Source organism: Succinivibrio dextrinosolvens (assembly GCF_900116345.1).
GTDB classification, from domain to species: Bacteria; Pseudomonadota; Gammaproteobacteria; order Enterobacterales; family Succinivibrionaceae; genus Succinivibrio; species Succinivibrio dextrinosolvens_B.
The window spans coordinates 23,143-45,628 of record NZ_FPAH01000020.1; the positions used below are offsets into that span (position 1 = coordinate 23,143).

The 22,486-nt window shown below is 39.7% G+C and carries 17 protein-coding genes; 4 read left to right on the forward strand and 13 right to left on the reverse strand.

Features of this window, described 5'->3' with window-relative positions; genetic code table 11:
• Positions 1-12: 12 nt before the first annotated feature.
• Positions 13-1,284, reverse strand: a complete 1,272-nt coding sequence (locus BM308_RS07650; RefSeq protein WP_074944236.1) for an MFS transporter — start codon at positions 1,282-1,284, stop codon at positions 13-15.
• A 348-nt stretch (positions 1,285-1,632) separates the two neighbouring features.
• On the opposite strand from BM308_RS07650, the gene BM308_RS07655 reads away from it, so the two are divergent.
• Complete coding sequence (locus BM308_RS07655) at positions 1,633-4,098, forward strand: penicillin-binding protein 1A (RefSeq protein ID WP_074944238.1); 2,466 nt, start codon at positions 1,633-1,635, stop codon at positions 4,096-4,098.
• A gap of 119 nt (positions 4,099-4,217) precedes the next feature.
• Here the strand turns inward: BM308_RS07655 and BM308_RS07660 are convergent, their stop codons facing one another.
• From BM308_RS07660 to BM308_RS07710, 11 genes are all read right to left on the reverse strand, one after another.
• Positions 4,218-4,505 carry a hypothetical protein gene (locus BM308_RS07660; RefSeq protein ID WP_074944240.1) on the reverse strand — a complete coding sequence of 96 codons (288 nt, stop codon included), beginning with the start codon at positions 4,503-4,505 and terminating at the stop codon, positions 4,218-4,220.
• Between the two features lie 2 nt (positions 4,506-4,507).
• On the reverse strand, positions 4,508-7,261 hold the full coding sequence (gene tssH / locus BM308_RS07665; RefSeq protein ID WP_074944242.1) for a type VI secretion system ATPase TssH: 2,754 nt from the start codon (positions 7,259-7,261) through the stop codon (positions 4,508-4,510).
• A 20-nt stretch (positions 7,262-7,281) separates the two neighbouring features.
• Positions 7,282-8,289 (reverse strand): type VI secretion system baseplate subunit TssG, encoded by a 1,008-nt coding sequence (tssG, locus tag BM308_RS07670; protein WP_074944244.1) that lies wholly within the window; start codon positions 8,287-8,289, stop codon positions 7,282-7,284.
• Positions 8,265-10,085: a type VI secretion system baseplate subunit TssF gene (gene tssF, locus BM308_RS07675; protein WP_074944246.1), complete on the reverse strand. Its 1,821-nt coding sequence runs from the start codon at positions 10,083-10,085 to the stop codon at positions 8,265-8,267. Before tssF ends, tssG begins: the two co-directional genes overlap by 25 nt.
• Before the next feature lie 15 nt (positions 10,086-10,100).
• A complete protein-coding gene (gene tssE, locus BM308_RS07680) occupies positions 10,101-10,574 on the reverse strand; it encodes a type VI secretion system baseplate subunit TssE (RefSeq protein ID WP_074944248.1) in 474 nt (157 codons plus the stop codon).
• Between the two features lie 51 nt (positions 10,575-10,625).
• The gene (locus tag BM308_RS07685) at positions 10,626-11,153 is read right to left on the reverse strand and encodes an Hcp family type VI secretion system effector (RefSeq protein WP_074944249.1); all 528 of its coding nucleotides are present in this window, start codon (positions 11,151-11,153) and stop codon (positions 10,626-10,628) included.
• Between the two features lie 18 nt (positions 11,154-11,171).
• Positions 11,172-12,656 carry a type VI secretion system contractile sheath large subunit gene (gene tssC, locus BM308_RS07690; RefSeq protein WP_074944251.1) on the reverse strand — a complete coding sequence of 495 codons (1,485 nt, stop codon included), beginning with the start codon at positions 12,654-12,656 and terminating at the stop codon, positions 11,172-11,174.
• A gap of 8 nt (positions 12,657-12,664) precedes the next feature.
• Positions 12,665-13,210 carry a type VI secretion system contractile sheath small subunit gene (gene tssB, locus BM308_RS07695; RefSeq protein ID WP_074944253.1) on the reverse strand — a complete coding sequence of 182 codons (546 nt, stop codon included), beginning with the start codon at positions 13,208-13,210 and terminating at the stop codon, positions 12,665-12,667.
• Between the two features lie 32 nt (positions 13,211-13,242).
• On the reverse strand, positions 13,243-14,325 hold the full coding sequence (locus BM308_RS07700; RefSeq protein WP_074944255.1) for a type VI secretion system protein TssA: 1,083 nt from the start codon (positions 14,323-14,325) through the stop codon (positions 13,243-13,245).
• Positions 14,326-14,647: 322 nt separating this feature from the next.
• Positions 14,648-15,175 carry an Hcp family type VI secretion system effector gene (locus BM308_RS07705; RefSeq protein ID WP_074944257.1) on the reverse strand — a complete coding sequence of 176 codons (528 nt, stop codon included), beginning with the start codon at positions 15,173-15,175 and terminating at the stop codon, positions 14,648-14,650.
• A gap of 145 nt (positions 15,176-15,320) precedes the next feature.
• A complete protein-coding gene (locus BM308_RS07710) occupies positions 15,321-15,848 on the reverse strand; it encodes an Hcp family type VI secretion system effector (RefSeq protein WP_074944259.1) in 528 nt (175 codons plus the stop codon).
• A 987-nt stretch (positions 15,849-16,835) separates the two neighbouring features.
• Here BM308_RS07710 and BM308_RS07715 point away from each other — a divergent pair.
• From BM308_RS07715 to BM308_RS07725, 3 genes are read left to right on the forward strand one after another with little or no spacing between them, the layout of a single operon-like run.
• On the forward strand, positions 16,836-20,297 hold the full coding sequence (locus tag BM308_RS07715) for a hypothetical protein (RefSeq protein ID WP_074944261.1): 3,462 nt from the start codon (positions 16,836-16,838) through the stop codon (positions 20,295-20,297).
• A gap of 42 nt (positions 20,298-20,339) precedes the next feature.
• On the forward strand, positions 20,340-20,732 hold the full coding sequence (locus BM308_RS07720) for a hypothetical protein (protein WP_074944263.1): 393 nt from the start codon (positions 20,340-20,342) through the stop codon (positions 20,730-20,732).
• Between the two features lie 27 nt (positions 20,733-20,759).
• Entirely contained in the window at positions 20,760-21,983 is a 1,224-nt protein-coding gene (locus tag BM308_RS07725; RefSeq protein ID WP_074944265.1) for a DUF6931 family protein, read from the forward strand.
• A 68-nt stretch (positions 21,984-22,051) separates the two neighbouring features.
• On the opposite strand, the gene BM308_RS07730 is transcribed toward BM308_RS07725, so the two are convergent.
• Positions 22,052-22,327 (reverse strand): helix-turn-helix domain-containing protein, encoded by a 276-nt coding sequence (locus tag BM308_RS07730; protein WP_074944267.1) that lies wholly within the window; start codon positions 22,325-22,327, stop codon positions 22,052-22,054.
• Between the last annotated feature and the right edge of the window lie 159 nt (positions 22,328-22,486).

Genomic DNA, 22,486 nt, shown 5'->3' on the forward strand with positions numbered 1-22,486 from the left:
TAAAGGCACTGCCTATGCAGGATTCTCTCCTGCAGGTTTATCGTCTTCTTCCACTTTAGGATGGAACATGAAGAAGAAAAGAATACAGATAACAAGAGCATAGATACTGAAACTCATCCAACTTGGATACCAGTCTATATCGCCGTTAGCTTCAGTATTCATATTGATAACCGACTGGGCAAACATAGATCCTACAGAGGAACCAACACCGTTTGCCATCATCCAGAACAGACCCTGTGCACTGCTGCGGATATTATTAGGAGCCTTCTTATCAATATAGATTGAACTTGAGATTACGAAGAAATCAAAAGCAAATCCGTAAACAATCATAGATAAGATCAGAAGGTATAGACCAGATCCAGGATTACCTGCCCCCATAAAGAAGAATCTTAAAGCCCAGGCGGCCATTGCCAGCAGCATTACAGCCTTGATACCGAAACGCTTCAGGAAGAAAGGAATCAAAAGCAGACAGGCGCACTCACTGATCTGAGAGAGTGAATACAGAATATTCGAGTGCTTAACAGCAAATGAGTCAGCATATTCGGCAATTTTTGAGAAACTAGAAAGATATGGAGTTCCATAGGCATTGGCAATCTGCAGATTAATACCTAGAAGAGCAGAGAATATGAAGAAAATACATAGCTCTTTGTTCTTAAACAAACCAAAGGCATTAAGACCGAACATTTCCCTCAAGGTCTGATGTTTAAGCTGCTTTGGCTGATCACAGATTGGAAGAGTGAAGGTATAAAGGAAGAATACCAGACTTACAATTCCTGACAGCATGAACTGTTTTTCCGAGGCCTTAAAGTTAAACAGATCAGTCAGCCACATGAAGACTACGAAACCGATAGAGCCGAAAACTCTAATTGAAGGGAAATGCTTTACAGTATCAAGATTCTCCTGTTCCAACAAAGTATACGACACAGACAGAACCAGCGAATAGGAGCCCATGTAACAGCCTATACAGAAGAAATATACCAGATACATTTTTGAGTAGTACATTCCAGCATCAGGAAAGCCACCGATATAGAAAAGCACCAGCATTCCGAGACCACACAGGAGGTGGCATAGACCAAGAACTCTTACCGGCTGAACATATCTGTCGGCGATGATACCTGCTATAGTTGGTGTAAAAAAGGAAACAATACCTATTAAGGCATAAAAGGAGCCGATTCTGTTTGCCAAACCTATATGAACAAAATAGTTTCCCATACTGATAAGGTAAGCACCCCAGGCCCCCATATGAAGAAAGTTCAATATAGCAAGACGAATCTTAATACTCATATTCACACCACTTTCTGTCTATTCACTAAAAACCACGAATTCCCTACGTAAGAAAAAAAAATAATCTCAAATAATTAGGAAAATCTTTCTATTTCTTATTTGTGATTTTAGTTGAACAAATCAGGAAGAAATGTGTTTTGTATAAAAAATAGGCGTAATCACAAATAATTAGCGACTTAAATGGTGAAAGCTTTCGATTCCGTCACATTTTTTTTAGAAAACAGATAAATACAATTAATTTGTTACCTTGAAATTAAGTGACAGATATGAATAGTGTGTTTTCCACACGGCATAAGATATAATATACACACAAAATAAGAGATGCTTAGTTTTTAACAGAGGCTTTTTGTGTTTTTACATTATTTAAAATTCGCTCTTTGGACAGGATTATTCGGAATCGGTGCCATTGGTGTAGCCAGTGCCGGTTTATATTATCAGGCTTTAGGCGATCTTCCTGATGTAGAAAAATTAAAGGAAGTCAGTTTTGAAACCCCTATGAAGATTTACACCGCAGATAACAAGCTGATCGGTGAATTCGGAGAGGCAAAACGTATTCCTGTAGCAATTGACAAAATTCCAGATAAATTAAAAAAAGCCTTTCTGGCAATTGAAGATACCCGTTTTTATGAACACAGCGGTATCGATCCAATCGGTATTTTCCGTGCTGCTATTGTTTCTCTTACAGCAGCTTCCGCACGTCAGGGAGCAAGTACCATCACTCAGCAGGTGGCAAGAAACTTCTATCTGACCAGAGAGAAAACCATTCAGAGAAAACTCAAAGAAATATTCATTTCCCTAAGAATTGAACAGGTTCTGACCAAAGAGGAAATCTTTGAGCTATACCTAAACAAAATTGCCTTAGGCCACAGATCATACGGTGTTGCGGCCGCAGCTCAGACCTACTATGGAAAGAATCTTGATGAGCTGACACTAGGACAGATGGCAACCATAGCCGGACTTCCGAAGGCTCCTTCAATACTAAACCCAATCTCAAATCCAGAGCGTTCAAGAGAAAGAAGACATCTGGTTTTAGAGAGAATGCTTTCCTTAGGCTTCATTACCGAGGATGAATACAAAAAAGCAGAGGCTGAACCATACAGAGCAGAGTTCCATGCCTCAAAGCTTGAATCCTATGCACCTTATGTAGCAGAGACAGTTCGCCAGAGTATCATCGATAAGTACGGAGATCAGGCTTACCTTGATGGCTATGAGATATACACAACTGTTCTTTCTAAAGATCAGGAAGCTGCAAACTATGCTGTTTTCAAGGGCGTAACCGATTATGACCGTCGTCACGGATACAGAGGAGCTGCAGACAACATCAATAAAATTGAGAATTACTCTCCTGATACCTTTGACAGAGCAAAATATCTTTACGCTGCTGATAAGTTCCATTACATCAAGCCTGCTATTGTTACTGAAATCAGTGATGAAAACGGAATCTGTACCGCTATCGGCAGAAAGGAAGCAGAAGTAAAAATCACTTTTGAAAATATGAAATGGGCTGCACCATTTGTATCAGACAAGAGACAGGGCCCTTCACCAAAGAAGGTATCTGAGGTTGTAGCTTTAGGAGATCTGATTTACTACTACGTAAATGACAAGCAGGAAAATGTTTTAACTCAGATTCCTCAGGTAGAAGCAGCAATTGTTGCTCTAAACCAGTATACCGGAGCTATTGTTGCGACTGTTGGTGGTTATGACTTTGCCAAGAGTAAATTTGACAGAGCATCTCAGTCAGTACGTCAGACCGGTTCAAACTTCAAGCCATTCCTGTACTCAGCAGCTGTAGCAAGAGGAATCAACATTAACTCCATCTTCCAGGATCTGCCTATCAAAACCTGGGATCCTGGTTCAATGACCTGGTGGGTTCCAAAGAATTCACCAAACCGCTACGATGGTGCCATGACTTTAAGAGAAGGTCTGGCCCGTTCAAAGAACGTTGTTTCCATCAGACTGATTCGTCAGATAGGTGTTCAGAACGCAGTTGAGCATATCAAGAAGTTCGGATTTAATCTGCCTAAATCTCAGCAGGTTGAATCAATGGCTTTAGGTTCTGTTGAAGTAACACCTCTTGAACTGGTTACCGGCTATGCAACCTTTGCCAACGGTGGATACAAGATTACCCCTTACCTGATTTCAAAGATTGTTAAAAACGGTCAGGTTGTCTTCGAGGAGAAGCCTAAAATAGCAGATCCAAATGCACCTGACAGAGTTGTAAATGGAATCAACCTTGAATACGTGGATGGAGTTGAAGAGCCAGAGAACAGTGCTCCACAGGTTCTGTCCCACAAGAATGCCTTTATTATCGGAGACATGATGAGTTCTGTTATTTACGGTGGTCACGGCGTCTCAGGCAATTACTGGGGAACCGGAGGAAGAGCAAAAACCGTAACCGGAAGAGAAGATCTTCATGGCAAGACCGGTACCACGAATAACGTTCATGATGCCTGGTTCTCAGGATTCAATGGTGACGTGGTTGCAACATCCTGGATGGGATTTGATTCAGACAGAGATTTAGGCTGGTCAAGAACTCAGGGACCAGAGGGCGGTGCCTACTCTGCCCTGCCAATTTGGGCGGAGTTTATAAAACTCTCACAGGCAGGAACCCCACCTGCTCCGATTCCTGTTCCTGCAGGCTTAGAGAAATGTTCTAACCATGGTATCTCAGACTGGTGCATCCGTGGTGGAACAACAATTTCAGAGTCAGATGTCGGAGAGGAAGGTGTAGAGAACACAGCAACTGACAGCAGAGGAGCTCCAGTCCAGACTGAAGTTGATACCTCAGGCGTAAGCTCAGATAACATCTTCTAAAGAAGGATCTGTACAGTCAGAATCGCTTTTGCAGTTCTGACAAAACAAAAGCTAGGTTCACATTAATGTGTCCTAGCTTTTTTTTCGTGGGTAAATCTCTAAAAACCAACAGAACAGAATCAGACAATTCTGTTGATATTTGGAACCACAACAACTGATGTCACCATTGGCGCACCTATCACTGGGTTTACTCCGTTAACAACGGAAGTCAGACAGGCTGCTGGTCTTCCTTTTACAAGGTGATTTATAGCAGTTGTCACTGTAATGGCCCCTACACATACGGGGCCCGCAACAAGATCACCTAGACAGGCTTCAGGTAGAGCATTAACTAGGTTAAGGGGCATACCTGGGCCGGTTACTACATCTCCTGTTGCAGTCATATTTACTAATGTTGCTGCAGGAGTCATAATCACACCTCTCTAGTTTCAAAGTCGAAAACAAACTTGCCATCCTTTGCACTTGCTGTAGCGGATACAAGCTGTTTCTCTTCCATTGTACACTCAAGGAAATGCGCGCTCAGTTCAGGTAGCAGATCATTGTTTACAATTGCATCAATCAGACGAGCTCCAGATGCGACATTATTGCATCTTGATATAATCTCATCACGAAGTTCCTGCGTATATCTGAACTCTGCGTGATAGTTTTCCTTAACACGTTTTACAATCTTATTAAGCTTCAAATCAACAATGTGATTTAATGCCTTCTTACCTAAAGGATAGTACGGAATTATATTAATGCGACCCAATAATGCTGCAGGGAAAACTTTCATCATTGCAGGACGTGCAGCCTCCTCCAATACAGAAGGATCTGGCAGATTATCTTCATCCTGACAAAGATTCATAATCGCATCATCACCAACATTGGTCGTCAATATAATTACGCAATTCCTAAAGTTTATGAGTCTTCCAGAGCCGTCCTCCATCTGGCCTTTATCAAAAACCTGGAAGAAAATCTCATGAACATCCTTATGTGCTTTTTCAATCTCATCTAATAAAACCACACTATAAGGTCTGCGACGAACAGCCTCTGTTAAAACACCGCCTTCACCGTAGCCTACATATCCTGGAGGCGCACCTTTCAAGGTTGACACAGTATGCGCTTCCTGGAATTCACTCATATTGATAGTTATAAGATTACTTTCTGTTCCGTATAACTGTTCAGCCAGAGCCAGAGCAGTTTCAGTCTTACCTACTCCGGAAGGACCTGCCAGCATCAGAACTGCAATTGGTCGGTTAGGATCAGAAAGATTTGCCCTTGCAGTCATCAGTCGTTTTGCAATCAGATCAAGTGCATGAGGCTGACCGATAACTCTCTGCTGCAGGAATTCAGACATCTTGAGAACAGAATTAATCTCATCTTTCATCATTCTGCCAAGAGGAATACCTGTCCACTCAGAAATAACAGTACAAACAGCCTGAGCATCCACCTCAGGAAGCAGCATAGGGGTTTCGCCCTGCATCTCATTGAGTTCATTTCTAAGTTTTTTAAGCTTCTCAAAATCAGCTTTGGAAGGCTTACTGTTTGCAGATTTTTCTTTCTTAGCTGCCTTCTCTGAATTTTCTGCAGTCTCTGCATTTTCAGCATTCGCTGCTTTCTCTTCTGACTTAACCTCTTCTTTCTTATCCTTGTGAGGAGCAATCTTCTCGCACAGATCAAAATACTCTTTAGCCTTATCTCTAATCTTCTTAAGTTTTTCATTCAACTCTTCATAGTGGGCTTTTTCTTTATTCAGCTTATCTGCAAGCGCTTTTAATTCATCCTCATGTAAAAATCCCTGTGAATTCTCTCTGCTAAGAATCTCCTGCTCTAAGGTCATAGCATCAATTTTGCGTCTGGAGTATTCAATTTCATAAGGTTCCTGACTCTGACTTAAGGCAACCTTGGCACAGGCTGTATCAAGGACACTTACGCCTTTATCAGGAAGCTGACGTGCAGGAATATAGCGACGGGAAAGTTTTACAGTAGCACTTAGTGCCTCGTCTAAAATTCTGACCTTGTGATGACCTTCCAGCATATGAGTCATTCCGCGAAGCATCTGCACCGCCTTGTCATCATCAGGCTCTAAAACCAGAATATTTTCAAAACGTCTGGTTAAAGCAGGATCCTTTTCAAAGTATTTGACATATTCCTGGTAGGTTGTTGCAGCAATACATCTTAACTGACCGCGGGCTAAAGCAGGCTTTAATAGATTTGCAGCATCATTCTGACCTGCTGCACCGCCAGCACCGATTAAGGTATGGGCTTCATCAATGAAAAGAATAATAGGTGTATCTGAACTTTTAACCTCTTCAATCACCTGTTTAAGTCGATTTTCAAACTCGCCCTTCATTGAAGCGCCTGCCTGCAGAAGACCTAAATCCAGAGAACGCAGAACTGTCCCTTTAAGACAGTCAGGAACATCTCCATCAGCAAGACGTTTGGCAAAGCCTTCAACCACAGCTGTCTTACCTACGCCAGCTTCACCAGTCAGGATTGGATTATTCTGTCTTCTGCGCATCAGAATATCAATCATCTTACGGATTTCTTCATCACGTCCGACAATGTTGTCAATCTTTCCTTCCTTTGCCTGAGCTGTCAGATCTGTTGTGTAGAGATCAAGGGCTTCTCCCTTGCCCATTGCAGGATTGGAGAGCATCTGTCCAGCCTGACCGGTAGCCCCTTCAGAGCCGCTGACAACACTTGAAACTTCAGGAGAGTTCTTCACAATTTCAGCAAATTTTTCCTGAAGCATATCTCCGTTTACCTTGATAAACTCGGAGCTGATATCAGAAAGAATACGGGAAAGCTCCTGATTCTGCTTCATAGCAAGAAGCAGATGACCTGTTCTGATAGTTCGTTCCTGATAAACAATTGAGGTTGCCATCCATGCTTCACGAATTGTAAGCTCAATGGTGCTACTGAAATCACTTATTGAACTTGCGCCTCGAGGCAATCGGTCCAGTGCGGCTATCAGATCTTTTGAAAGCTGAGCCTCATCTAAGGAGAAGTAACGAACAATTTCATGCACATCACTAGCATCCCCCAAAAGAATCTGATTTAAAAAATGTACCAGTTCAATATAAGGATTTCCTCTGGTTTTACACAGTACAGTTGCACTCTCTAGGGCCTTATATGCCGTCTTGTCGAGTTTTCCGAAAATTTGAACTCTTTTAAGTTTCAACATTGGTTGACTCCTTATAGTTTCTACGCAGCATGGCCATTAAGTCGAGAAACATTAATGACAATCTGACACTCTCCCTTATCATTTGTGTATTTAAAGTAACAGTTTGATCCCAGCGTATACTTCCCATTCAGATAAATACCCTTCAGGGAATTCTTCCTAAGAATAAATATCAGGTCATAATCAAGAGGCTTCTGCAGATACAGATTTATAATTTCTATCAGATGCCTATAATTTTTTGTTCCTGGAAGCATTGCATAACAATCTTTGAAATCCATAGGGCCAAGCTTCAAAACAAATTTCTTGGTGTGACTGTAGAAATGCTTGCCTATCTGCATACTTACACCAAGGGTACTGGTTTCCCTATGCCCCAGTCTGCAGTGCAGTTGCTCAGGTATCAAATAGCGCTCAAAAATATTACTTTCAATTCTGATATCAAAGCCAAAGAACTCTCTTAGAACTGTTCTTAAACCTTCTGCGCCACTGTTTTTCGAAAGAACAAAAGGCATCATCGCCTCAGCAGCAAATTTAGGAAGAACAGGATCTCTACCGGAAGGAGCTCCAGAAAAAGACCTGAAAATAGCACGAGGAAGATTATTCTCCTTTTTATCAAAGCCTATGGCCAAATCCTTTTGAGCATAAGAACGATAATAAAGAGATAAGAATTCATTATTGATGATGTCTATAAAACGCTGAAGTGCGTAATCATAATAATTGCTTGAAAGCTGCAGAACTCTGCTGGTGAACTCTAAAGGCATTGGCCCATCGGTTCCTGTTAAACCAGGCCCAGATACTTCAATTACCGAGTTGCCGTTTTTATCTTCACTTATTGCTGTAACCGCTGGAAGAACACCGCTCAGAGTTGGTTTCTGAGAAAAACGGACGTTGCATTTTGAAGAGTTTCTATAGCCAACTCCAGGGACAATGCCATTTGCTTTCTCAAAGTTTCTTACAACTTCAAAAAAGTCCACATCCCCGAAATTTCGCAAAACTCTTAAAGCCTGCTTTACCTGTCTTTCTCTTGTGTCCATGAGCTGATTAACCCTGATTTTACGCCATAGAGAGAAAACCTAACCAACAGATTCAACGAAGAAAAATCACATAAAACCTTTCTTAAGACTGAACCAAAAGCATATACGCCAAAGCCTGTAAGATTACTTTCCTCAAGGACTATGTCTACCTTAAAGCCCTTTTCAAAATAAATATGACCAGTTTCAACGAATCTGAAAACACTTGGACTGGTCTCAACCTTGCTGATAGCTGCTATCAGGATCTTCTTTTCATCAACAGATCCCTGATAAAAAATCTGGATAAGATTCTGCAGAACAGCCTTACACTCATCACTTTGCTGCAGAAGCTGTGCAGAAAGATTCATTAGAACGAATGAAAGTCTTGAGAATCCATTCAGATCTCCTCTCATAAAAAAAGCCGGACGAGGAGAAGTTAAAGGAATAACAAACGATGCAGATCCACTTCCATCAGGAGTAGTTACTTTTTTGTTTGCACCGACAAATAGAGACAGATCCGCATTTGAACACCACAGATTAGCTGTGAATTCCTGTAGGTCTCTAATAGCAGAATTATAAATAGCTCCAGACAGTGAAATGAATACCTCTGACTTCTGGTAATTGCTTCTAGATCTGTATATACCGTTAAGACGCTCTCTCATTACAGTTGAGAAAAAGACTGCATTATCTTCATTATCCAGAGTATTTCTGAAAGAGTAGAAAGGCAGCGCTGTATTCACATGAACATTGTGTGAATCATATAGCTCCACATTCTCAACTTTGATAATTTCATAATCTAAAGAGCTGGTTCTATCTGCGCTTACAAGGAACTCATGTTTTAAATTAAGAGTAGAGCGACTACTACGCATCCTGAACAGATTAATTACCGGCAGACATGAGAATTTAAATGAAGATTCAGTTACTTCGCCCTGGAGATCAACTGAAGAAGTAAAGGCAAAAATCAGATTTAAAGAATTCTGGGATGACTTCTTTAAGATCTCAAGAAGACCTCTGATAGTTAAAAAACGATAAATGAATGGATATGAGAAATACATCTGAAGAAGACATATTCCTGGCATATAGCCAAAAATCTCATTAAAAATATTCTCACACTGCTCAGCCTTGTAGAAACATTCAAGTTTATCGGAAACCTTAGTTATATTTCCGGATTCATCCTCAATATACACGGCCTTAAGATGGCGGTTAAAGCAGTATGCCATTCTTGAGGAGTTAGAATCCACCATATCCAGATAAATATCAATACCATCATCTTCGGAACCAGTATCTTTAAGATTACTGCAGCCAAGAACTGTCATACGCAGAGCAGATTTAAGATTCAGAGCATCAATTTCTTCTGTTGGCAGAATATTAACCAGCGAAGACTCATAATTTGCAGCAGTGACACTCAATGGATAAAAACGAGTTCTCCACATTGGTGACAGTTTCAGAGATGAAGAAAACCTACCGCCCACATTACAGTCATATACTGTCGAACAACTAATCTGTTCGTTTTTATATTCCTGACCTGATCCCGTAAAATTCAAAACAGAAGCAGCCGGTACAGGTGTTGAGGCAAGAGGACAGACTTTATTTAAAATCTGCTGCAGAAGCTCAGGATAGCCGTCATCAAATTTTTTTTCAGCACGAGCGACAAGAAAGGCTGTTCCCTCAAGAAGTCTTTCCACAAAAGGATCCTGTGAATCCTGTTTTGACAGATTCAGTCTTGAAGCAACCTTTGGAAACTGAGCACCGAATTCAGTTCCCATCTGGCGTAAATGAACTAGGTTCTCTCGATAATACGAAAGAAAATCTTCATTCATAAATGCTCCTTTCTTTTATTCTCTATGTATATGAGGAACACCTGACTCCAAGTCCAGAGTAAACAGAAAATTAACCTCATCCGTATAAGGAGGAACTGAAACCAAACCTGTAATCTGAATCTTTATATTAGATGTCATATCATTACTTTTTAACTTCTGCACTTTTATACTTGCCGGATCAAGTCTTGGTTCAAAAAATTCAATCAGATCTCGAATCTCTTTTAACAGGTTATCAACAGTAAATTGATTGTGCGATAATCCACAAAAATCACTCAGTCCATACCCTAATACCGAACGGTATAAAAACGGATCGCTCTCCAGATCCTTTTTTTCCGGTCTTACTCTTGAGTTCAAGAGCATAAAAATATTATCCAGAATTTCTTCTTTAAGCATGTCTATATCAGAAAGTCCATCTATATCTTCTCTGGTAAGCCTTGATAATAGACTTGGAAGATAAAACTGCTGACCGTGTTTGGAACTATCTGCCATAGAAATCCTTAAAGAAGGCTCCCCTTCACAGGGAAAGGAAGCCTTTCTGTGTTAAGCGTTTTCAATCTGATTGAAGTTTGCCTCAACAGCACCATCCTTGGTGTTATCAGGTTTAATAGCGGTGTACTTCCAGGTAATCTTGCCTGCTACCAGCTCTACCTGCTCTAAAGGCAGATAGGCACCGTCAGCTCCCTGGAAACTGTTAATCAGAGCATCTGCACCGTTACCGCCAGATACTACAGACTTCACAGTAGCCTTGGAAATCTTCACATTCTCAAGAGTAACCTCATATACAGGTTCCTGCTTACCAGCAACTGCACGGCATACCTGGAACTGTACCTTTGCAACCTTCTGACCTGACATACAGAACTGCTGGATCTTTGGTGTTGCCTTGTCAATCAGATGAACAAAGGTAAATGGTTCAAAAGCGCCTCGTCCAGATACATCGGTTGCTCTACCTGCTCCTACATTCTGAACAGAACCATGAGAGAAAGCTACGACTTCAATCCATTTGCCATGGCTTTTATCGTTGGAATCTCCATCAATACCGTCAATTTTTACATAAAAATCAGAGGCCATATCTTAATCTCCTTAGTGTTACTTAGCTCCGTTAGGAACCTTTGTAGTTAATCTTAATGATGTAGTTAAGCCCTCAAGCTGATAATGAGGTCTTAAATAGAACTTGGCATTGTAGTATCCAGGCTGTCCTTCAACGTCCTCCACAACAACCTTGGCTTCAGCAAGAGGATACTTTGCCTTTACCTCCTCAGATGCATTTGGATCAGAGGTAACATAGTTTGAAATCCAGTTGCTCAGCCACTTCTCCATATCGGCTCTTTCCTTGAATGAACCAATCTTGTCACGGACAATGCACTTCAGATAATGAGCAAAGCGTGTTGTTGCAAAGATATAAGGAAGTCTTGCAGATAGATTTGCATTTGCGGTCGCATCAGGATTGTCATACTCCTGAGGCTTATTTACAGTCTGACCGCCGATAAATACAGCATAATCAGTATTCTTCCAGTGACATAATGGAAGGAAACCATTGTTGGAAAGTTCCGCCTCACGACGATCGGTAATTGCAATCTCTGTAGGACACTTCATGGTTACACCGCCATCCATGGATGGGAAGGTATGAGTTGGAAGAGACTCAACAACACCGCCAGACTCAACGCCGCGGATATGAGCACACCAGCCATAATCGGTAAAGGAACGGTTGATATTAACGCCCATAGCATAGGCCGCATTCATCCAGTTGTAATTTGCAGAGTTACCGTTACTGGTATCCTCTTCAAAATCAAATGTTTCAACAGGATTGGTAGTAGCACCATATGGAGCTCGGCTTAATACACGAGGAAGAGTCAGAGCCACATAACGGCTGTCTTCTGAGTCTCTGAAAGATCTCCATGCAGCATATTCAGGTGTTGAGAAGATCTTTGAAATATCACGAGGGTTTGCCAGCTCCTGCCAAGAATCAAGATTCATAATTGAAGGATCTGCAGCTGCAATAAAAGGAGCATGAGCAGCTGCTGAAATCTGAGCTATCCCCTTTAGCACCTCAAGATCGGGACCGGTATGATTAAAATAGTAATCACCCACAATGGCACCGATTGGCTCACCACCAGCGGTACCGTACTCCTCTTCATAAATCTTTTTGAATAAAGGGCTCTGATCCCAGGAAGTTCCCTTGAATTTTTTCAGAGTTTTTGCCACATCCTTTTTACTGATATTAAGAACTCTGATCTTCATCTGGGTACTGGTTTCAGTATTATTTACAAGGTAAGAAAGTCCACGCCAGGCGCTTTCAAGATTTTCAAAATCCTTATGATGAATAATCTTATTAACCTGAGCACTGAGTTTCTTGTCAATCTCAGAGATAATTCCTTCAATAGTCTTGATAGCATTGTCACTGACTAAAGTTGCATTTTCCAGAGCCTGAGAAACAAGGGTTCTTACGGCTCCCTTCACAGCAACGTCTGCCTCCTCTGATTTTGGTTTGAATTCCTGATTAAGAAGTTTATCAAAATCAGAAAGTTCCATCTCCGCAGATAGTGCGCCTTCTTCTTTTACTGTATCTGTCATAATAATCTTTACTCCTTATCAGTCTTTTCTGCAGATTCATCCTTGGCCTTTTCCATCTCTTCCTTTGCCTTGGCACTCAGAGCCTTCAGCAGAGCAGGATCTTCAAGCAGCTTGCCAAGAAGTTCTTCAGCCCCGCTCTTACCATCCATATAACTTAATAGATTAGCCAGCTGTTTTCTTGCATCTAAAAGCTGCTTTACACCTTCAACTTTCTCTGCAACCTTGTCAGGAGAAAAGTCTTCCATATTATTGAAGGTAATATCGACTGCAATATTGCCACCATCGTCATTAAGTACATTAGGTACAGAGAATGCAACTCTTGGTTTGATGCTCTTTAATCTGCTGTCAAAATTCTCTGAATCGAACTCCACAAAATTTCGCTCTTCTACATTTGGGAGAGGATCTTCTGGTTTACCAGAGAGATCTGACATAACTCCCATAACAAAAGGAAGATTTACCTTTTTCTCAGCACCATAAAGTTCTACGTCGTATTCGACCTGAACTCTCGGAGCTCTATTCCTTCCAATAAATTTCTGAGAACTGCTGTTTGCCATTCTATTTACCTATCCTTAATGTTGAAAAAAAATCATTCTTCAGCTTTCTGGATCACACCAAGCTGTTCCATAGCCTTTGAAACCGAGTTTTCATCAATCTCTCGCATAATGTCCAGAAGATTCATATCTGACATGCGTAGAGCTCTGTTTAATAAAAATGGAAGAGGACTAGTAGGCTCTGTTTTCGCGAAGAAATCAGAGCATTTCTTTATGAGCATCAGTGCATCACCACGGTCTGAAACAACAAAAGACTTTATATCAAAGCCAATATATTTTTTTCCAGACTCGCTACCACCGTTTCCTATGTCAGTTTTCTGTTCAGTAACGCCTGTGTCCTGAACATTTGAAGATTCATCTGATGAAACGCCTCCTTTTTTATATGATAATATGAACTTCTTGACGCTCTTCATTTCAGCAATTAGAGCCTCAAGATTCAGATATCCCGCATTCCCCATCTTCTCATTCATGCTAGAAGAAATCTTATCGAGCAGAGAGAGAATGTCATCTACACACTGACTGCGGTTTTCCATCTCTTCTGCAGGAACACCATTGAGTTCTGCATTAACAATAACAGGATCAACCTCGTTCTCTGCCTTACCTTCGATAAACCCCTGAACCACCATCACATCTCTGATGGAATATGGCAGAGAATCTACAAAACGATTCTGTCTTAAATGAAAAATAAACCTGATAGGATCATTATATGAGCCGCTTTGAGGAGACAGCATATGGAGAATGTTTACTCGTTCAGTTGGATCGTTATCATCCTCAGGATCAAGCTTTGGATAAAAATCCTCCCACATGTTGTCAATCAGATAATCGATAAGCTGCAGTCCGAATTTCAGACCTTCAAGACCATTGCAGCATGACAGTCCAATCGTGTAATAGGTAGCCACTCTGAGGTCACGGGTCTTTTCCCATAAGGAAAGACATGACGAGCATAGCTTAGAGAATTCTGGATCTTTTCCCTCAGATACAGATTCTCCCATCTCAGAATCAGGGACTCCAACTGCAAGAGAATCTAGTTCCATGTATAACTGATCATATTCACAGTTATCTCCACAGCGATTGTTTGGCAATTCAGTCGTCAGTGTCGATAAATCAGGAAAATCCATTTTCTCCCCCAAACGCTCTCTAGATATCGCGATTATTTGAATAAAATAAATAAATTCAGATATATAACTGCTAACTTCAAGAGTAGTTTTTGAATGTCATATTTACTGTGATCATCTCTTTGTTTTAGCTAACATAGAAGAAAAAAAAGCAATTTTTAGAAACTATGTCATATTTATTTTGTTCAAAATACAAGTCTGATCGCATTAACATCGTTCTAAAAAGTGCCCTCTATACAGTATTTTTTTCTTACTCCCATGTAACAGATACAGGTTTACAGTAAATAAAAAAGGCCTTCTCACTGAGGAGAAAGCCTCTATAGAATTAAGCATTCTCAATCTGGTTGAAGTTTGCCTCAACAGCGCCATCCTTAGTGCTGTCAGGTTTAATTGCTGTATACTTCCATGAGATCTTTCCTGCTACAAGTTGTACCTGTTCTACTGGCAGATAAGCACCATCTGCTCCTTGGAAGGTGTCAATCAGAGCATCAGCGCCATTTCCGCCAGAAACCACAGACTTTACTTCGGCCTTGCTGATCTTTACATTTTCCAAAGTAATTTCATAAACAGGTACCTGTGCACCTGCAACCTCACGACAAACCTGGAATTCAACCTTTGCAATCTTCTGACCGGACATACAGAACTGCTGAATCTTTGGGGTTGCCTTGTCAATCAAATGAACAAAAGAGAATGGTTCGAATGTGCCACGACCAGACACATCAGTTGCTCTTCCCGCACCAACATTCTGAACTGAACCATGAGAGAAAGAGATTGCCTCGATCCACTTGCTGTGGCCCTTATCGTTTGAATCGCCGTCAATACCGTCAATCTTTACAAAAAAATCTGAAGCCATGATAAGTCTCCTTTCAAATTCCCCCCCTCTGGGAGTTCCCCTTTGGGAGTTATTCTGTTAGGACATCTGATTTACCAGAATGTCCTAAATGTTGCGATATAAACTAAAAAGTTTTATAACAAAGTACAATTACCTAACAATCAGATTAAGCATTCTCAATCTGGTTGAAGTTAGCCTCTACTGCACCGTCCTTGGTGTTATCAGGTTTAATAGCGGTGTACTTCCAAGTAATTTTGCCTGCAATCATCTCCACTTGTTCTAAAGGCAGGTATGCACCGTCTGCGCCCTGGAAACTGTTAATCAGAGCGTCTGCACCGTTTCCGCCAGAAACTACAGACTTAACAAAAGCCTTGGAAATCTTCACGTTCTCAAGAGTAACCTCATACACAGGTTCCTGCTTACCAGCAACTGCACGGCATACCTGGAACTGTACCTTTGCAACCTTCTGACCTGACATACAGAACTGCTGGATCTTTGGGGTTGCCTTGTCAATCAGATGAACAAAGGTAAATGGTTCAAAAGCGCCTCGTCCAGATACATCTGTAGCTCTTCCTGCACCAACGTTCTGAACAGAACCGTGTTCGAATGCTACAATTTCAATCCACTTGCTGTGGCCCTTGTCATTTGAATCGCCATCAATGCCGTCAATCTTTACAAAAAAATCTGCAGCCATAATAAATCTCCTTTTATGACTATCACGCTCTAAAAGAGCTTTTGTTTGACCTTTTAATTGTTTTTAAATTCATTCTCATGAAAATAAAAACTGTTGTAAAAAAAAACTGCCCTATTTATTTTCTTAGGAGAAGCTCAACTATATTTTTTCCCCTTAAAGCCTTTGGCAGATGAACATTATCAAAAATAATGTTGTTTTGTTATTACACAATATAGATCTTTTTTACAGAATATTTTAGCTACTTTTATAATTTTTTGAAGATAGTCACATATTTTCTTCTTTACTTAGCAAAAACTTAGGAGTATGAGATATCTAAATAATAAATATCTTATTGTTTAATAAAGATAAAATTAAGAAATAAGGTTATTGTTAAATTAAAGAAAATATTCTCTTTTCCTTAAAGAAAAAATTAATAAGAAATGCTTATGTAGATATTGATATATCTTATATTAGGATTTGTGACAACTATACGGTACCAAGAAAGAATACTTAAACACATTCACTTCAGGAGATGATTAAAGTGAGGAGATGGATCGAAGTTATCCTGCCGAAATGAAACGACCTAGGGTCTTCTTCCGTAAAAACACAGGGAGCGCTCTTAAGAGCGAACACTAACAGTGATTGTAAAAGTATTATCTATATCTTCTGATTTTCAATTATCAAGAAAAATCTAAAAATTTTATCTATTGACTCTCCTCATACAAAAAAACTTTCATATTTTTAATATTATTTTTCACTACTTTTAATGTTTTTGAGAATAGTCACATTTTACATACAGATTTAGACATATTATTATTGAAAATATATTTTTTTCTATATATGTGATCATTGATCATTTAAATTAGAAAAAAATGCAGAAAAGGCAACTTTTTAGTTTATTTTTCTCAACTATGATTGAAATATGCGAATTTAACTGTATTTGAAGGGAATTTACCGCATTTACAGAAGATATTTGTATATAGAAATCAGTTTTCAGGGGAATATAAGATGAATACTAAGCTAAAGTCTATTTATTTCAGCATTACTCCTACGATTACAAAGGGTAAAGTTATATTTCCTTCATACTCTGTTTATGAGTTTTCTTTTAAAGAAGGAATTTCAGACCTCTACTACGGAAAACTGTTCTTTTATGCAACAAATTCGTTAAAGGCCTCAGAACTGCAGCAGCTTATAGGAAAGATGATAAATATCGAGATTGAAATCTCAGATAACCTGCACGCTCCAGACAAAGATAAGCAGTTAAAACAGGATTACAGCTTCAAGAGACTTATCAACGGTCTTATTTCTTCAGTGAAATTTCTTGGCAGAACCATGGATGTAACCACCAAGTCCGACAGCAAACCAGCCAACATCTTCGAGATTGATTTCACATCACCTTTTGAGCTACTCAAAGAAAGTAATTACAAGTACCATGATCTAACTTATGGAAAACTACAGGATAAGCTAGAGAAATTCTTAAGTAAACCAGAAAAGGTTATTTACGGAGAAGATTACAAAGACAGTTCATATTTATCAATAAAATATGAGCTTCTTGATTCTAAAGATAAAAATATATCTTCTTCACTCCCTGACAACGTATGTATTCAGATCGGAAATTACACTCCTCTTCATTGTTTAAGAAAACTACTTACTGATTTTGGCCTGAATTTCAATATTATTCATGCAGAGGATAATAACAAAAAAGTTATCAAGGTTTTCCTTAGCAAGGGCTATGGTGTCAGCAAAAGCAATGGAGTTGTAAGTAGTTATTTTGATAACTCAAACAAAGATAAGCTCAATTACGATATTGAAATTGTCTGCGACCAGTCTGATAGCGGCTCTCCAAAATTAACATCATTCAGTATTGATGTTAAAAATCATAATCTGGGAGCATTTAACAATAGCAATGAATTTCTGATCTATTCAACAACATCAGAAAAGAACGCTGTTGCTTCACAGACAAACGCAGAAATTGAGAATCTTAAGAATCTTAACAATAAGACAGAACGAGAGAGGATGGTATACAAACTTACCGCATCCCATCTGATCTTTGTGCCAGGAACTGTTATAAAAGCACAGAACTACATTGACAGTGAAGTAAAACTGATTGTCGATAATGTTGATCTACACATCCTTGCTGGTCTAGATGGCTCAATATTCAATACCAGTAAAAAGCTAGAACCAAGTATAGAGGAAACCATCTGCGCATATGAGCAGGACCAGAATAAAGAGCCAGGTTCCTTTGCTGATTTTGTAGAAATTGAAGATAAACCTGTAGCGATAAACAAAGAAATATCAGTGCGTGCTGAAACCAATAATATCAGGATATTAGAGGCGGTTGTAACAGATGGCGCTGGTCGTTATTCTGGCAACTGGCCAGCACCTAGTGATGATTCTTCAGTAAAAGAACCGATTGCAGGCGCAATATGTATCTGCGCAGGAGATGATACCAAGAATCCAAGCATGTTTTATGCACTGCCTTCTGGTCAGAGTAATCCTGTTCAGGTAAGACTAACCTCCACAGTGGCTAATAACGAAATATTCAATATGCCACGTATTGGACAAAAGGTTCTGATTATCTCAGGCGACAACAATTACTATCTTCATAGTTTCCTTTCTCAGAAAGACTCTACTTCTGTAACCGAGGCAAATAAAGCAGATAGGGACAATAAACTAGCATCCATAAAAGGATTTGCTTCCCACAGCCATGGAGCAAGAGTGCATGTATGGAATGCAACCGACACTAGCAAAAATACCGGAATCAAAGGTTTTAATGTTGATGAAAGCCAATACAAACTTTCAAAACTATCTCTTGAAAAAAATACCGATATCAAGCAATACATAAAAAATAAGATTCTGGCTGGAACCGAAACATCGGTTGTTGAAGCTCTAGTTAAACAGGATAACACCTATAAATATTACCAGGCTTATTCTGACTCCAGTAAAATTGATAGCAAATATCTTGGAACCTTGAAAGAAAGCGATTGTAAGGCACTTAGTGAAGCTTCAATAAAAAAACGTTGTGCTGCAATAAAGAAACTTGTTGAAAAAACAGAAAAAGAGCTTAAGGAAGCTGACAGCAAACTTAATGAAATAGAAAGCAAAATTAAAAACAAGGATAGAGAAAAGGAAATCGCTGAAATTGCAGTAAAAGCACTTACAGGTGATGAGAAAAATGCAAAACAGAAGGAACTTAATAATATAAAGTCTGACCTTAGCTCATTAAATGATGACAAAAAAAATGCAGAAAAAACTCAAAAAGAAAAGCAGAGTGCAAATGATAAAGCACAAGCAGGATTGGAAGCTATTGTTAATGAATTTATCGGAGAAATAGGATATACAAGAAATTATATAGATTCCTTCAGTGATGTATTCAAGATTGACCATGACGGAAATCTAGAAATAAATGCAAAGGGAACAGTAACAATCAATGCTGAAAGCGTAAATATTTCATCCTCAAAATCAACTTCCCTGACCGGTTCAGGTTCTATTACCATGACCTCCACAGGAAGTATCAAGATGGGATGTGCAGGAACTTCCTTTACAATCCTATCTTCAGCAATCAAAGCCTGTTCTATACCTTTTGCAAATGGTGCGATGTCAAGCTTTGGCTCAACCTTAACCTTAGACAGCTACGAAGGCACAAGTATCAAAGCTCCAACAGTCAATATCTCTGCAAAATTTGCAGCAGCTATGAAAGATGGCGTCGGCTCGGGCTTCAAGGTAAGTAAAGGTGTATGTGGCATGAATGGAGCAGAAGCAAGCATGACAACCAGCACCTTCCCAAAGCATACATTGAGTGTCATTAAGTTCGATGAAGAACTTGTAAAAGAAATGGCAAATACTATTACCGTAAATACAAATCCTGATGCTTCTAAATATGAAAAAGGAATTTTAGATGGAGTTCTATTCCCTGTATTTAACGAAGTTTCCGGTTATTTTGTTGGTGATGGTCTATTCCAGAAAATGAATAAAACTCACGACGACTACTGTAGTACCAGGCGAGACAGTGCTGCAGACATACATCAGAAACAAACCGATTACGACACAGCTGTAACCAATAAGACTGCAGATCAGGCTGAGAAGAAACAAGCTCTGGATGAAGCAAAAGCAGCAGATGGCAGAACTGTCGCACGTTTTGTAGTAGACGTATGTGACTTATCCTGTGACACTCTTGATTTTATCGCTAAATGCATGGATATAGTTGTCGCCATTACTGATATGGCTGACGATGACAACTGGTTTGAAAGAAAAGGTCTTGTTGGAAAGAATCATGCACAGGACATAAAATACCTTTTTGCCAGCCTGAAATATACATTAAACACCGTGGCAATAAATACTATCGTAGCCGCAAATCAGTGGGGATTAAAACCAGCAAAGGTTGCACTGAAAGGTGGATTATTAGATATGTACACTACAAGAGAACAAGCAGCAACATACCACAAGTTGGATGCTAGACCTGTAGTTTAATGGAATGGGAAACAATAGTTTATTGAATATGGAGCTGTAATTATGGCACTGACAGAAGAAAGTAAAAAACAGCTGCAAGCACTTGGAACAAGCCTGGCAGAAGATATAGGCGTTGGTGTTGCAATGATTATTGCAGAAGAAGCTCTTGAATCACTTGCAGCCTCAAATATCAAGGAAAGTGATCCTTCTGGAGATAGAGAATCTAAGCCAACTGATGATCAGGCTGTTCTTGATGAAAAGAAGGCTGAAGGTAATTCAAATGAAGGTTCTCTGGCTAAGGATGATGTCAAAGCTCAGGGTGGTGAAGTTGCAGCAACTCAGACCAACGCAGAGGCCAACCAGAATCAAGCCAAAGCACTGGATACCGGAGCAAAGGCTCTACAGACAAGTGCAGGTGCAACAGAAATCGCAACTAAGGCCTTAAAGATGAACTAAAAAAAACATACGGAGTAAATTTTAAACATGGCAAATGTATCAAATCAGCTTGAGTGGATGAATAAACATCTGGTACTTCTACAGTACCAGACTGTTAAAGAAGCTATTGAGCAGGAAATGTTTCCTGCAACCACCGATCTTCTTGAAATTGCAGAAAATTATCCAAACAGTGAGGATTTTCTGCATGAACTTGAAAACAAGAAAGAGTTTAAGGATGCCTGTACTTTTCTTGCCTACAATCTTCATCACAGAGCAGCAGTCTGGTGGTCATATATCTGTGTTCTGGATTTACTCAAGGAATTAAAAAAGGCTCCGGCAAAACCACGTGATATTGATGATATAGGAAAGCCAAAGCCATTTAATCTCCCTGATTGGGCAAAAAAAATGGAAGAACCGCCTTATGATGTTGATAAGAAGATTGCTGATTTCCATGCTTTCAGGGATAAGGCTTTTGCAGCTCATCAGGAGAGAATAAAGAATATTGATCCGGAGGTAAGAAAAGACTGTGAAGAAGCCATAGAAATTGTAATGAGCGAAATTAGAAAAAAACATGGAAAGGATTTGTTTGAGCTGTTAGATGCAACCTGTGAAAAAATGCTCAGAAATCATGGACAGGATATAGTTATCGACATAGAAAACAGTCCTATTACCAAAGCAAGAAAAGAGCTTCAGGATAAAATCGAGGCCTCAAGAAAGGAGACAATCGAAACCATTAAGGCTGCCCTGCCAAAGGTTGATCTAAAAGCTCAGATTAAAAATAAACGCTCTGCGCTAGATAGTGTTTACAGCTATATCGTATCCCCAGATGAGGATAATGCCAATAACTGTATAAAGATTGGAAACAAAGGTCCTGATACCCCAGAAGGCTTGCTCGCGCTCGTTGCTTTCTGGAGTTTTGGTGATCTAGCCCCAAAGGGGACAACCGTTGTAAAAACACCTGCTGGGCTGTTGGGCAACGGAATCAACTCCCTGATGCTGATGCTTGCACTGGCACCAGGCGGAGAGAAAAAGCTTAAGGAAAGATATGAAACCTACTTTAACCTTGGTTATGAAGTTGCGGCAGGAAGAAATAACTGGAGTAAGAGTGTTGAAGAAGGGAAAGCGCCTCATGCTGAGCTGAATCTATATGCAAATATGGAGAAAGACGTTGCAGCTACAGAAGAGAGCCCTTCTGATGCTCTAAGTTCAGGTAAGGCTGATAATACGCAGTCTACACCACCTGCAAAACCAGTTATCAACAGATTCAAGTAGAAAGTACTTCTCCTACCAGTTTGATTGAAACTCAGGCAGCCTATAGAGCTGCCTGAATTACAATTAAATTACACTAGAGATACTTGAAGTCTCTTTCCAAGACCAGCGGCAAGTTTCTTTAATGTTCTTATTGAGGGATTAGCATTTCCATTTTCTATTTTGGATAAATCAGCTTGAGTTATCCCTGTTAATTCTGAAAGTTCTTTCTGAGTAAGTCCTTTTTCTTTTCTTGCAAGAATAATACTCTTAATCATGGTATATTCAGGCTCTAAAACATCATATTCTTTCTTTAGATTTGGATCCTTAAGCTGTTCAGCTAGAAAATCATCAAATTTAATACTCATTGCCACACTCCGCTAGTTTGGATCTATAAAAAACTATAAAAATATATAAAAAGCTATAAATTTATGGGCTTTCTACCAAATTCCTGTTTCATCACTGCTGGTTGCTATCCCATTCATTTCTAAATCAGATAGCAGAGCCGTCAGCTCCGCAGGCTTAAG

Bases quoted from the DNA above. Each gene is read 5' to 3' on its own strand.
- BM308_RS07650 (WP_074944236.1), bottom strand. From the start codon at position 1,284: ATGAGTATTAAGATTCGTCTTGCTATATTGAACTTTCTTCATATGGGG.
- BM308_RS07660 (WP_074944240.1), bottom strand. From the start codon at position 4,505: ATGACTCCTGCAGCAACATTAGTAAATATGACTGCAACAGGAGATGTA.
- tssH (WP_074944242.1), bottom strand. From the start codon at position 7,261: ATGTTGAAACTTAAAAGAGTTCAAATTTTCGGAAAACTCGACAAGACG.
- tssG (WP_074944244.1), bottom strand. From the start codon at position 8,289: ATGGACACAAGAGAAAGACAGGTAAAGCAGGCTTTAAGAGTTTTGCGA.
- tssF (WP_074944246.1), bottom strand. From the start codon at position 10,085: ATGAATGAAGATTTTCTTTCGTATTATCGAGAGAACCTAGTTCATTTA.
- tssE (WP_074944248.1), bottom strand. From the start codon at position 10,574: ATGGCAGATAGTTCCAAACACGGTCAGCAGTTTTATCTTCCAAGTCTA.
- BM308_RS07685 (WP_074944249.1), bottom strand. From the start codon at position 11,153: ATGGCCTCTGATTTTTATGTAAAAATTGACGGTATTGATGGAGATTCC.
- tssC (WP_074944251.1), bottom strand. From the start codon at position 12,656: ATGACAGATACAGTAAAAGAAGAAGGCGCACTATCTGCGGAGATGGAA.
- tssB (WP_074944253.1), bottom strand. From the start codon at position 13,210: ATGGCAAACAGCAGTTCTCAGAAATTTATTGGAAGGAATAGAGCTCCG.
- BM308_RS07700 (WP_074944255.1), bottom strand. From the start codon at position 14,325: ATGGATTTTCCTGATTTATCGACACTGACGACTGAATTGCCAAACAAT.
- BM308_RS07705 (WP_074944257.1), bottom strand. From the start codon at position 15,175: ATGGCTTCAGATTTTTTTGTAAAGATTGACGGTATTGACGGCGATTCA.
- BM308_RS07710 (WP_074944259.1), bottom strand. From the start codon at position 15,848: ATGGCTGCAGATTTTTTTGTAAAGATTGACGGCATTGATGGCGATTCA.
- BM308_RS07715 (WP_074944261.1), top strand. From the start codon at position 16,836: ATGAATACTAAGCTAAAGTCTATTTATTTCAGCATTACTCCTACGATT.
- BM308_RS07720 (WP_074944263.1), top strand. From the start codon at position 20,340: ATGGCACTGACAGAAGAAAGTAAAAAACAGCTGCAAGCACTTGGAACA.
- BM308_RS07725 (WP_074944265.1), top strand. From the start codon at position 20,760: ATGGCAAATGTATCAAATCAGCTTGAGTGGATGAATAAACATCTGGTA.
- BM308_RS07730 (WP_074944267.1), bottom strand. From the start codon at position 22,327: ATGAGTATTAAATTTGATGATTTTCTAGCTGAACAGCTTAAGGATCCA.